This window comes from Bradyrhizobium sp. USDA 372, from assembly GCF_053629095.1.
Map to the genome: position 1 here is coordinate 2367973 of NZ_JBRJHR010000001.1, position 12707 is coordinate 2380679.

The window sequence follows — 12707 nt, forward strand, 5'->3', positions numbered from 1 at the left end:
GCGTTCAGGCCGCGTAGCGTTTGAACTTGGACTTCGAGATCGACGTTGCGGCGACGTGAACATGCTGAACGAGTTCGGCTTCGACACGCTCCGTGGTCCAGCGCGTCGTGGGGACGGAGATGTTGACCGCGGCGATGGCCCGTCCGTGCTCGTCGATGATCGGCGCCGCGACGGAAATATCGCCCATGACGCTTTGGTTGATCTGGATCGAATAGCCGCGCTTGGCGGCGAGGTGCACCTGCTTCATGAGCTTATCCGGATCCGTAATCGTGTAAGGCGTGAGTGGCTCAAGCCGCGTACGCTTCAAGAGCTCCTGTTGCTCTGCCTCAGGAAGAGCCGCCAGGATGGCTATGCCGGAAGCCGTGAAGTATGCCGGCAGCCGGCTTCCGATCACGAAGTCGATATGGATGAGGTGCTGGCCGGGAAAGCGCGCCACGAACACGACCTCGTGGCCGTCCAGTTCATGCAGGTTACAGGTCTCGCCAAGATTGCGGCTCATGTCGAGAAGATAGGGCGAGGCCTTGTCGATGAGCTCGTTGGCCTTGAGATAGCTGTGGGAGAACTGCAGCACCTTCGACGTCAGCCCGTAGTTGCGCGTGCCCTCAACCCGCTTGAGATAGCCGAGCGATTCCAGCGTGTAGACCAGGCGCTGCGTGGCGCTGCGATCGAGATTGGCGGCCCGCGCGATATCGGCAAGTGTCATGAAGCGTCGTGGCCCGTCGAAGGCATGCAGAACCTGGAACGCCTTCTCGGTCGAGCCGACGAACAGAGACGAGCGCGGCTCGTCCGCCTTGTCAGTCGCCTTCGCCGCGGACTTCGCGCTTGTCTTGTCGCCTACCTTGGCGGCCTTTGCCTTCGCAGGCCGGCCGCCGCTCACGCGGCTGCTACGCGCCATGCTGCCATCCTCTCATGCGATGCCCTCCGAGATCGCCAGCTGCCGGCCGAGCTCGGCGCGCAAGGCGGCGACCAGGGCCGGCGCCGGCTGCACCAGCGGCGCCAGCATCCGCGTTGCTTCGACGCCGACCATGTCCATCACGGCCTTCATCGGTCCCGGATTGGTCTCGGCGAACGCCATGTTCATCAGTGGAATCAGGCGGCGATGCAGGCTCAGGGCCTCCGCCGTCTTGCCTGCGGTCGCCGTCTCGAAGATCTGACGCCAGGCGCGCGGCAACAGGCACGCGGTCACGATGATGCCGCCCCTGGCGCCCGCGGCGAGATGCAGCGGAAAGAGGCTGTCTTCGCCGCTCAGCACCGCAAAGCTCTCGTCGACGCCGGCCACGACCTGAAGGAAATGGTACATGTCGAGATTGCAGGCCTTCATGCCGATGATGTTGGGATGCCTGGAGAGCTCATGCAGGATCTTGGGCTCGATCGCGATCCGGGTGCGATAGGGAATCTCGTAGATCAGGATCGGCACCGGCGAGGCATCGGCATAGCGCAGGAAATAGTCGCGAACGCCCGCCTGAGTCGGGTTGGTATAATATGGCGTAAGAACCAGCAGGCCGTCCACGCCCTCGGCTGCGAATTCACGGCCCGCCTGCAGGGCATCGTGGAAGCCGGTGTCGAGCACGCCTGCGATGACGGGTCCCTTGCCGGCCATCGCCTTCGCCGACAGACCGGCCATCTTGATCCGCTCGGATCTAGCCAGCGCACCGTATTCGCCTGTGCCGCCGAGCGGCACCACGCCGTCGATACCCTGCTTGTTGAGCCAGGTGAACATGGAAGAGACCGCGCCGGCATCGATGGTGTCGTCGGCCTTGACCGGGGTCGGAATGGCCGGGAACAGGCCGCGGAGACGATTGGCAGTGAGCATGACTTGAGAACCTCTGGTTGGACGGTGGCGCTTCTATCTCGCGGCGGCGCGCCGGCGCAGGCGTTCGGCCACGAAGATGAGAAGCCCCATGAAAACGAACAGACAGGTCGAGACGGCGGCGATCGAGGGGGAGACCTGAAGCGTCACCTCGTCCCAGAACTGCTTGGGCAGCGTCGCATTGAGGCCGCCGGTGGCAAACAGCGCGATGGTCAGCTCGTCGAACGAGGTCGCAAACGCAAACAGAAAGGACGACATCATGCCGGCGCCCAGGATCGGGAAGGTGACGAAACGCAGCGTCGCGACCGGGCGCGCCCCGAGGCTCTGCGCAGCCTGATCCAGCCGCGTGTCGTAATTGCGCAGCACGGCCATCATGGTCATGACCACGTAAGGCACGGCGACGACGGTGTGGCCGAGAATGAGGCCGACGGCGCTGCCGACGAGACCCATGCGCGCGAACACGTAGAACAGGCCGACTGCGATGATCATGCGCGGCACCACGATCGGCGACAGGATGAAGGCGAGCCACGCCGCCTTGCCGCGGATATCGCTGCGCACCAGCAGGAACGCGGCCGGCGTGCCGATCAGCATGGCGAGCAGACCGGTGCCGATGCCAACCAGCAGCGAGCGCAGCATGGCCTGGGTCCAGACCGGCGAATTCAGCACCGTCTCGTACCAATGCAGGGTAAAGCCCTGCGGCGGCCAATTCAGACCGCCGGTGCCGAATGACAGCGGGATCATCAGTATCGTCGGGGCGCTGATGATGAGCAGCATGGTCCAGACGAAAGCCTGCAAGCCCATGCCGGCCTGATCGGGATTGCGGTCGCGACGGCGTGATGGCCATAGCAGAACGATACGGTCGGAAATCGCGCCGAGCAGCGTCAGCAGCGCATCGCCTGTCCGCACGACCGGACCCGACAGACGCGACGGCTTCGCATTGCTCGGTGCCGATGCGCCCGTCATGGTCGACAGGCCGAGCAGCCGGTCATAGGCGGCAAAGACGATGAGGACGACGACCAGCAGCAGCACCGAGATCGCACCGGCGAAGCCCCAGTTCATGGTCTGCTGGACCTGGTCGATGATGAGCTGGGTGATCATGGTCTCGCGGCGTCCGCCGAGCAGCGCCGGCACGATGAAGAAGCCGATCGCCGTGACGAACACCATGATTCCGGCAGCGGCAACGCCGGGCAACGACAGCGGAAAATAGATCTTCCAGAACGCCATGCCCGGTCGCGCTCCGAGCGTGGCGGCAGCGCGCGGCAGGGTGCGGTCGATGTTCTCCATCACCGAGAGCATGGTCAGCACGGCGAGCGGCAGCAGCGCATTGACCATACCGACCAGGACGCTGCCGAAATTGTAGAGCAGGCTCGCGGGGCTCGAGATGATGCCGAGCGAGAGCAGGAGCTTGTTGATGACGCCGTTGCGGCCGAGCAGCACGATCCAGGCGAAGGCGCGAACGAGAAAGCTGGTCCAGAACGACAGCAGCACCCAGAACAGCAGCGTCGCCTTACGCTCCTTGCCGACGACCGAGATCAGATAGGCGATCGGATAGCCGGTGACGACGCAGACCAGCGTGGTCGCCAGCGATATCTTGAGCGTGATCAGGAGAACGTCGAGATAGACGGACGAAGCAAAGAGCTGGCGATATTGCGCAAGCGTGAAGCCATTGTCGCCGTAGACGCTGAGCAGCAGCAGCTGGCCGACGGGATAGACCAGAAACAGCACGAGCAGCAGCACCAGCGGCGCGCCCATTGCGGCCCGCGTCCAGGCCAGCCTCTGCGATCTCGCGCGCATGCCAGCCAAGCTCAGCCCCCCTTCCCGTCATGGATGGCGACGGCATCCGCCGCATGCCATCCGAGCGACAGGCGCTGGCCGATCTCGTAAGGCGCCGCTCCGCTGCGGGTCGGATGGGCAGCAACGAGCTGGGGCAGGTCCGCGGTCTCCGGTGCGATGTAGAGCCGCGTCAGGCTGCCGCTGATCATCACGTCCGTAAGCCGGCCGGACAGCTGGCCGCCCTCGCCGACCACGAGGTTCTGCGGGCGCACCATGACCTTGACCGGCTCGCCGGCGACGAACCGGGAGCCATTGCCGACCGCGCGCGAGGCCGCAAGCTGCGCGGTGAGGACGATGTCGAGTCCCTCGCCGTCGACGCCGCGCACGGTGGCGCTGAGCAGGTTGGACTCGCCGAGGAAGTCGGCGACGAATACCGAGCGCGGCCGGAAGTAGAGATCCTGCGGCGTGCCGAGCTGCTCGATCGCGCCTGCGTTCATCAGGCAGATGCGATCCGACATGGTCATCGCCTCTTCCTGGTCGTGGGTAACATAGACGATCGTGGTGCCGAGCTCGCGATGGATGCGCTTGATCTCGAGCTGCATCTGGTCGCGCAGCTTCTTGTCGAGCGCGCCCAGCGGCTCGTCCATCAGAATGATGGCGGGGCGATAGACGATGCAGCGCGCCAGCGCGATGCGCTGCTGCTGACCGCCGGACAATTCGCGCGGATAACGCTTTGCGACGTGCGGCAGGCGCACCGTCTCCAGCGCCTCGGCGGTACGCCGGCGCGCCTCCGCATCAGAGACTTTCCGCATCTTGAGGGGAAAGGCGATGTTGTCCTCGATCGTCATGTGAGGAAACAGCGCGTAGTTCTGGAACACGACACCGATGTCGCGCGCATAGGCCGGGCTGCGCGTGACGTCGGTGTCGTCGATCAGGATCTGCCCTTCGTCGGGATGGGCGAGCCCGGCGATCAGGCTGAGCAGCGTGGTCTTGCCCGATCCCGAGGGGCCGAGCAGGGTGAGGAATTCGCCCTTTGCGACGTCGAGGCTGGTCGGCGCCAGCGCAACGAAGTCGCCATAGCGCTTGCACAGCGCGCGAATGCGCAGGCTCGACGAGACCATGGGCCGCTCCGATCCGCTGGCGCCTCCCTTGCCGATCAAGCCAGGATCCAGCTGTTGAAGCGCTCGATGACGGCGGCCTGGTTGTCGAGCCAGTATTTGGCGTTGATCTTCAGCCCGGCCTTGATGTTGTCGGGATAGGTCGGGCAGTTCTTCGCGACTTCGGGCTTGACGTAGTTGAAGGCCTCCGGCTGCGTGAGACCGGCCGGGAAATATTCGACGAGCGCCGCCTGGCGCTTCGGATCAGAAGCGAACTTGATGAACTCGCGGCAGGCATCGGCGTTCGGCGTGCCTGATAGGATCGACCAATTGTCGCCGCCCCAGATGCCCTGATTCCAGACGATCTCGACCGGCGCGCCGGCTGCTTGGGCTGCCTGGGGACGCGACACCCAGGTCGGCAGCAGATCGATCTCGCCCGAGGTCAGCATCTGCTCGACCTGCGCGCCGCTGGTCCACCACACGGCGACCTGCGACTTGATCTTGTCGAGCGAGGCAAAGGCCTTGTCGAGATCGCAGGGGTAGACCTGCGCGGTCGGCACGCCCGCACCCATCAGCGCCTGCTCGATCGTGTCGAACGGATGCTTGCGCACGGCGCGGCGGCCCGGAAACTCCGCCACGTCCCAGAAATCAGCCCAGGACTGCGGTGCCTTGCGTCCTTTGAAGGCGTCCGTGCGGTAGGCCAGCACGGTGGTGTAGACGTTGGTGGCAACACCGTAGGGCGAAGCAAATTCGGCCGGGATCGACTTGACGACCGGCTCGGATTCGAGACCGTGCTTCTCCAGATATTGCTTGCCGCCGGTGGTCAGTATCTCGATCGCGGGCCAGGAGATCTTGGCCATGTCCCAGGTGTAGTTCTTGGTGTCGACCATGGTCTTGATCTGCGCGACCGGCTCGGCATTGGCCTGCACGCCGACGACCTCGATGCCGGTCGCTGCGGTGAACGGACGATAGAACACCGCGCCATAGGCCTTGGTGTAGATGCCGCCGTCGTCGCGCACGACGATGCGCTTGCCCGCGGCGCGGGACGGCGACCAGACGGACGGCGCGGCCAGCGCGACAGCGCCGGCTCCCGCGCCAAGCAGCAGACGACGGCGGGAAGTAATGAGCTTCGATGCGTTGGTCATGTCAGTCCCCTCTCTACGATGTTGCGGTGGTCGGCGAAATTGGGGCCGCCTCAGGCGCCGATGACGGCGGCAGAACGCGGCCGGGATTGAACAGACCCGACGGGTCGAACGCCTGTTTCACCGCCCGCATAAGAGCGAGCTCGACCGGCGGCTTGTAGCGGCTCATCTCGCCGGTCAGCGTGCGCCCGACGCCGTGCTCGGCGCTGAAGGTGCCGCGCAAGGAGCTGGCGACATCGTTCATGGCGCGGCGGATCTTCTGCGCAGTCACGTCGCGGTCCGGCAGCGCGTCCCATTCGGCGAAGCTGAAGAAGGGGATGAGATGGATGTTGCCATCGCCCATGTGGCCGACGATGATGAACGGCAGGTCCGGCACGATCGCGCGCACAGCCGCCATGGCCTGGTCGATGAAAGCAGGCACGGTGGAGACCGGCACGGCGGTATCGGAGGTCAGGCCGACGCCGGCCTTCTTGTTGGCTTCCGACACGCTGTGACGCACCAGCCACATCGCCTTGCGCTGCGCCTCGCTCGACGCGACGACGCCGTCGCTGACGAGGCCCGCTTCAAGCGCCTGCTCGAGCACCGCCTGCATCGTCGCCGCGAGCGCGGCTGCATCGCCGGTATCGGAGAGTTCAACGAGCACGTGCCAGGTGTCGATCTCTGCGACCGGGCAGCGCCGGCCCGGTACCTGCTCCAGCACGAGCTGGATCTGTTTGGCATTCATCAGCTCGAAGGCGGAGAGCCGCGAGTTGCAGGCCGCCTGGAACAGCCCGAGCACGTCGAGCGCCTGATGCGGACTGTCGACAGTGAGCCAGGCGACGGCTTCCGCCGTCGGCAGCGGATGCAGCTTCAGCACCGCACCGGTGATGATGCCGAGCGTGCCTTCCGAACCGATAAACAGATGCTTGAGGTCGTAGCCGGTGTTGTTCTTGCGCAGCGCGTAGAGGCCGTCCCAGATCGAGCCGTCCGGCAGCACGACTTCGAGCCCGAGCACATTGTCGCGCGTATTGCCATAGCGGAGCACGCCGGTGCCGCCGGCATTGGTGCCGATATTACCGCCAATCTGGCACGAGCCTTCAGCGCCGAGGCTGACCGGATAAAGCCGGCCGGCGGCAACCGCGCTCTCCTGGATGGTCGCAAGCACGCAGCCGGCATCGACCACCATGGTATTGTTGACGGGATCGAGCGAGCGGATCCGGCGCATGCGCGTCAGGGCAACGATCACAGGCGGCTTGCCCTGCTCCGACGGCGTCGCGCCGCCGCACAGGCTGGTGTTGCCGCCCTGCGGCAGCACCGGCGTGTCATGGGCGACACAGAGACGGACGATCGCCGCGACCTGCTCCGTCGTCGAAGGCAGGACCGCGCAGAGCGCCGGCGCGTGAAACCGGCCGCGCCAATCTTCGGTCAGACCCGCGAGATCCTCCTCGCGCGTCAGCACGGCCGTGTCGCCCAGCAACTGCCTGAACGCCTCGATCAATGCCATCCACCCGCCTCCGGAACGGGCCAATGCTGGCCCAAACGGCTTTCGCGAGTAATCGATATACGATTACTTCAATCGCATTATGCTGATCATGAATTCGATGTGATGGGGAGTCAAGCGGAGGCGCGGTCGACTACGCCGTCTCCCCGCGTCGTCCTGGCGAAAGCCAGGACCACACCGTGGTTGTGGTGGGCGCCTTCCTCAACAGACGCGTCGTTGGGAACTGCGCTTGCAGTGACGGGTGTGGAAGCAACACACCACCAAAACAAAAAGGCCGGGATTGCTCCCGGCCTTTCGTGGTTATGAGACGTCGCTTACTGCAGCGATGCGCGCTTGGGCGGAGTGGCGGGCCACGACTTGATCAGGGTGTCGTAGTCCACCGTCTCGCCCTTCGGCTTCTCGTTGGCGAGCTTGCGCTGCGGCGCGATGGTGCCGTCCTTCTGGGCCTTGGCGAACCAGAATTCGGCCGACTCCTTCTTGTGCAGCTTCGGACCGCAGGCGCCCTGCACACCGGACTTCTCCAAGCGCTCCAACACGGAGTCCTGGGCCGCCGCGAGAGCATCCATCGCCTGCTGCGGCGTCTTCGCACCGGACGACGCATCGCCGATGTTCTGCCACCACAGCTGCGCGAGCTTCGGATAGTCGGGCACGTTGTTGCCGGTCGGGGTCCACTGCACGCGCGCGGGCGAGCGGTAGAACTCGATCAGGCCGCCGAGCTTCGGCGCACGCTCGGTGAACGACTTGTCCCAGATGTCGGATTCACGGATGAAGGTGAGACCGACATGGCTCTTCTTCAAGCTCACCGACTTGGAGACGATGAACTGGAGATAGAGCCAGGCTGCCTTGCGGCGATCCGGCGGGGTCGACTTCAGCAGCGTGGCGGAGCCGGCGTCCTGGTAGCCGAGCTTCATGCCTTCCTTCCAATAGGAGCCGTGCGGCGACGGAGCCATACGCCATTTCGGCGTACCGTCCGCATTCACCACCGGCAGACCCGGCTTCACCATGTCGGCGGTGAAGGCGGTGTACCAGAACATCTGCTGGGCGATGTTACCCTGCGACGGCACGGGGCCGGACTCGGAGAAGGTCATGCCCTGCGCCTGCGGCGGCGCATACTTCTTCATCCACTCGAGATACTTCGTGATCGAGTAGACTGCGGCCGGACCATTGGTGTCGCCGCCACGCTCCACCGAAGAGCCGACCGGGCGGCAGCCCTCCATGCGGATGCCCCATTCGTCGACCGGCAGACCGTTCGGAATGCCCTTGTCACCGTTGCCGGCCATCGACAGCCAGGCGTCGGTGAAGCGCCATCCGAGCGAGGGGTCCTTCTTGCCATAGTCCATATGGCCGTAGACCTTGACGCCGTTGATCTCCTTGATGTCGTTGGTGAAGAACTCGGCGATGTCCTCATAGGCCGACCAGTTCACGGGCACGCCGAGCTCGTAGCCATACTTGGCCTTGAACTTGGCCTTGTAGTCGGCATTGGTGAACCAGTCGTAGCGGAACCAGTAGAGGTTCGCGAACTGCTGGTCGGGCAGCTGGTAGAGCTTGCCGTCCGGCCCGGTGCCGAACGACTTGCCGATGAAGTCGTTGACGTCGAGCATGGGGTTGGTGACGTCCTTGCCCTCGCCGGTCATATAGTCCGACAGCGCAATGGTCTGGCCGTAGCGGAAATGCGTGCCGATCAGGTCGGAGTCGTTGATCCAGCCGTCATAGACGTTCTTGCCCGACTGCATCTGGGTCTGCAGCTTCTCGACGACGTCACCTTCCTGGATGAGATCGTGCTTGAGCTTGATGCCGGTGAGCTCGGAGAATGCCTTGGCGAGCGTCTGCGCCTCGTATTCATGAGTCGTGATCGTCTCGGAGACGACGTTGATCTCCATGCCCTTGAACGGTTCGGCCGCCTTGGCGAACCACTCCAGCTCCTTCTTCTGGTCCTCCTTCGACAGCGTCGAAGGCGTGAATTCCGCGATCCACTTCTGGATCACGGCGTCGTCGGCGGCGCGAACCGGCGCCGTGACGGCGAGCGACACTGCGATGATCGCAGCGGCGCTGGACATGGTCAGAAAGCTATTCTTGGTCAATGGACCTTTCCTTCTCCTAAACTGTCGCATGTTTTCCTCCGTTGCAGCGACAAACTTTTATACAGGCCCGGGTTGGTCCCGGATCTGGCCGTCCCTTCGCAAGCTTCAGACCGTGCGGAAAATGAGCGCGGCCGTGACCAGCGAAATTCCTGATGCGAGCCACAGGCTCGAGATCTCAAACCCCTCCTCGCCGACCGGCAGCGTGGCGATCGCGTCGGTGCCGACGAGGCCGATCCACGCGAGGTGGATGACGGCGGCCGCGATCAGCGAGATGAACAGGCGGTCGCCGCGCGTGGTCGGGATGCGCAGCACGCCGACACGCTCGGCCTCGGGATAGACCGCGGCGAGCCAGGTCATCACCGCCAGCGTGCACGCGAGCGCGGCAAAGAAGATCGCGGTCGGCAGCGTCCAGGCCATCCATGCGATGGATTCCATTGATGCCTCCTACACGCGGCCGAGCGCGAAGCCGCGCGCGATGTAGTTGCGGACGAACCAGATCACCAGCGCGCCCGGAATGATGGTGAGCACGCCGGCGGCGGCGAGCAGGCCCCAATCCATGCCGGCGGCCGAGACCGTGCGCGTCATGATCGCGGCAATGGGCTTCGCGTGCACCGAGGTCAGCGTGCGCGCCAGCAGCAGCTCGACCCAGGAGAACATGAAGCAGAAGAAGGCGGCGACGCCGATGCCGCTCGCAATCAGCGGCACCAGGATCTTGATGAAGAAGCGCGGGAAGGAATAGCCGTCGAGGAAGGCGGTCTCGTCGATCTCGCGCGGCACGCCGGAGACGAAGCCTTCGAGGATCCACACCGCCAGCGGAACGTTGAAGATGCAGTGCGCGAGCGCGACCGCCCAGGGGGTGTCGAACAGCCCGATCGCCGAATAGAGATTGAAGAACGGCAGCGCATAGACCGCGGCCGGCGCCATGCGGTTCGACAGCAGCCAGAAGAACAGGTGCTTGTCGCCGAGGAAACGGTAGCGCGAGAAGGCGTAAGCCGCCGGCAGCGCCACGGCGATCGAGATGACGGTGTTGAGGACGACGTATTCGAGCGAATTGATGTAGCCCGAATACCAGCTCTCGTCGGTGAAGATGCGCTTGTAATGCTGCAGCGTCGGGGTGTGCGGCCACAGCGTCATCGTCGAGACGATCTCGCTGTTGGTCTTGAAGCTCATGTTGACGAGCCAGTAGATCGGCAGCAGCAGGAAGACCAGGAACAGCCCCATGATGAGGCGGCGGCCGGGGATCGAATGCATCAGGCCACTCCTTCCCTAGGCTTGAGGGCGGGCACGGGCTTGAGCGCGGCCGAAGGTTTCGGCTCCACCGCCGGCTCGCTTTCCGCCTGGACTTTGCGTTCCACACCGGCATTGGTCATGACGGTGTAGAAGATCCAGCAGACGATCAGGATAATGAGGTTGTAGACCAGCGACAGCGCGGCGGCCTTGCCGAGGTCGAACTGGCCGAGCGCGATCTTGACCAGCTCGATCGAGACGAAGGTGGTGGAATTGCCGGGGCCGCCGCCGGTGACGACGAACGGCTCGGTGTAAATCATGAAGCTGTCCATGAAGCGCAGCAGCACCGCGATCAACAGCACGCGGTTCATCTTCGGCAGCTGGATCGCCTTGAACACGGCCCAGCGCGAGGCGCCGTCGATCTGCGCGGCCTGGTAATAGGCTTCGGGGATCGACTTCAGGCCGGCGTAGCAGAGCAGCGCGACCAGGCTGGTCCAGTGCCAGACGTCCATCACGATGACGGTGACCCAGGCATCGACGTCGTTGGAGACGTAATTGTAGTCGAAGCCCATGGCGTTGAGAACGTAGCCGAGCAGGCCGATGTCGGGACGCCCGAAGATCTGCCAGATGGTGCCGACCACGTTCCAGGGGATCAGCAGCGGCAGCGCGAGGATGACGAGGCAGGCCGCGACGGTCCAGCCCTCGCGCGGCATCGACAACGCGACGACGATGCCGAGCGGCACCTCGATGGCGAGGATGACGAGCGAGAAGAACAGGTTGCGGCCGAGCGAGGCGAGGAAGCGGCCGCCGAGATCGGTGGAGGGATCGAGCAGCTCCTTGAACCAGCCGACGCCGTTCCAGAAGAACTGGTTGTTGCCGAAGGTGTCCTGCATCGAATAGTTCACCACCGTCATCAGCGGCAGCACCGCCGAGAAGGCGACGACCAGGAACACCGGCAGCACCAGGAACCAGGCTTTTTGGTTGACGGTCTTGTCCATCAGGCGGCTCCCTCCACCAGAAGGCTGTCGGCATAGACGTGGACGTGCGACGGATCGAATCTTAGCCCGGCGGTGCCGTCCGCGCTGGTGAAGCTGCTGGGGGCACGCGCCGCGAGCTTGGCGTCGCCGACGCGCACGCGCGCGAAGCGGATGCGGCCGAGATCGTCGATGCGCTCGATCCTGGCGGTGAGCAGGCCGGGCGCGGGCGCGACCACCTCGACGAATTCGGGACGGACGCCGATCTCGATCTTCGCTCCCGCAGGCAGGTTGTCGTAGCTGCGGTTCAGCGCGATGACGTGACCGCCAATGCGCGCCTCGCGCCCCCTCACCTCCGCCGGCAGGATGTTCATGCCGGGCGAGCCGATGAAATAGCCGACGAAGGTGTGCGCCGGCTTGTCGAACAGCTCGGCCGGCGTGCCGCTCTGCACCACGCGCCCGTCATGCATCACGACCACGGTGTCGGCGAAGGTCAGCGCCTCGGTCTGGTCGTGGGTGACGTAGATCATCGTGAGATCGAGCTCGCGATGCAGCGCCTTCAGCTTGGAGCGGAGCTGCCATTTCAGCTCGGGATCGATCACCGTCAGCGGTTCGTCGAACAGCACGGCGGCAACGTCGTTACGCACGAGACCGCGGCCGAGCGAGATCTTCTGCTTGGCGTCGGCGGTCAGGCGCGTGGCCTTGCGGTTCAAATAAGGCTCGAGGTCGAGCAGGCGGCCGATCTCGGCGACGCGCCTGTCAATGTCGGCCTTCGGCACGCCGCGGTTCTTCAGCGGGAACGCCAGGTTCTGTCCGACCGTCATGGTGTCGTAGATCACCGGAAACTGGAATACCTGGGCGATGTTGCGTTTCTGGGTTGACAGCGGTGTGATGTCCTTGCCGTCGAACAGGATTTTCCCCCGCGACGGCGTGATGATGCCGGAGATGACGTTGAGCAGCGTGGTCTTGCCGCAGCCGGAAGGGCCCAGCAGCGCATAAGCGCCGCCCTGCCGCCAGGTCATGGTGACAGGCTTGAGCGCAAAGCTTTCCTGCGGTGCATCGTTGCCGCCGTAGGAATGGGCGAGATCGACGAGGTCAATGCGGGCCATGGCGCATCTCCCCG

Annotated in this window: 11 protein-coding genes; all 11 read right to left on the reverse strand. The window is 64.6% G+C overall.

The window, feature by feature from the left end:
* Nucleotides 1-4 precede the first annotated feature (4 nt).
* Entirely contained in the window at nucleotides 5-895 is an 891-nt protein-coding gene (locus tag AB7M16_RS11365) for an IclR family transcriptional regulator (RefSeq protein ID WP_453943939.1), read from the reverse strand.
* Between the two features lie 12 nt (nucleotides 896-907).
* Nucleotides 908-1813: a 4-hydroxy-tetrahydrodipicolinate synthase gene (gene dapA, locus AB7M16_RS11370; protein ID WP_453943940.1), complete on the reverse strand. Its 906-nt coding sequence runs from the start codon at nucleotides 1811-1813 to the stop codon at nucleotides 908-910.
* 33 nt (nucleotides 1814-1846) lie between these two features.
* Nucleotides 1847-3604, reverse strand: coding sequence for an ABC transporter permease subunit (locus AB7M16_RS11375; RefSeq protein ID WP_439364365.1), 1758 nt, complete (start codon nucleotides 3602-3604; stop codon nucleotides 1847-1849).
* A gap of 11 nt (nucleotides 3605-3615) precedes the next feature.
* On the reverse strand, nucleotides 3616-4704 hold the full coding sequence (locus tag AB7M16_RS11380) for a polyamine ABC transporter ATP-binding protein (RefSeq protein ID WP_439401308.1): 1089 nt from the start codon (nucleotides 4702-4704) through the stop codon (nucleotides 3616-3618).
* Nucleotides 4705-4739: 35 nt separating this feature from the next.
* On the reverse strand, nucleotides 4740-5825 hold the full coding sequence (locus AB7M16_RS11385) for an ABC transporter substrate-binding protein (RefSeq protein WP_453943941.1): 1086 nt from the start codon (nucleotides 5823-5825) through the stop codon (nucleotides 4740-4742).
* A 13-nt stretch (nucleotides 5826-5838) separates the two neighbouring features.
* Nucleotides 5839-7305 carry an FAD-binding oxidoreductase gene (locus tag AB7M16_RS11390; protein WP_453943942.1) on the reverse strand — a complete coding sequence of 489 codons (1467 nt, stop codon included), beginning with the start codon at nucleotides 7303-7305 and terminating at the stop codon, nucleotides 5839-5841.
* Between the two features lie 311 nt (nucleotides 7306-7616).
* Complete coding sequence (locus tag AB7M16_RS11395; protein ID WP_453947163.1) at nucleotides 7617-9359, reverse strand: ABC transporter substrate-binding protein; 1743 nt, start codon at nucleotides 9357-9359, stop codon at nucleotides 7617-7619.
* 129 nt (nucleotides 9360-9488) lie between these two features.
* A complete protein-coding gene (locus AB7M16_RS11400) occupies nucleotides 9489-9818 on the reverse strand; it encodes a DUF2160 domain-containing protein (RefSeq protein ID WP_172785867.1) in 330 nt (109 codons plus the stop codon).
* A gap of 9 nt (nucleotides 9819-9827) precedes the next feature.
* Nucleotides 9828-10634 carry a carbohydrate ABC transporter permease gene (locus tag AB7M16_RS11405; protein ID WP_172785866.1) on the reverse strand — a complete coding sequence of 269 codons (807 nt, stop codon included), beginning with the start codon at nucleotides 10632-10634 and terminating at the stop codon, nucleotides 9828-9830.
* On the reverse strand, nucleotides 10634-11608 hold the full coding sequence (locus tag AB7M16_RS11410) for a carbohydrate ABC transporter permease (RefSeq protein ID WP_212259022.1): 975 nt from the start codon (nucleotides 11606-11608) through the stop codon (nucleotides 10634-10636). Before AB7M16_RS11410 ends, AB7M16_RS11405 begins: the two co-directional genes overlap by 1 nt.
* Entirely contained in the window at nucleotides 11608-12693 is a 1086-nt protein-coding gene (locus AB7M16_RS11415; protein WP_212259021.1) for an ABC transporter ATP-binding protein, read from the reverse strand. Before AB7M16_RS11415 ends, AB7M16_RS11410 begins: the two co-directional genes overlap by 1 nt.
* Between the last annotated feature and the right edge of the window lie 14 nt (nucleotides 12694-12707).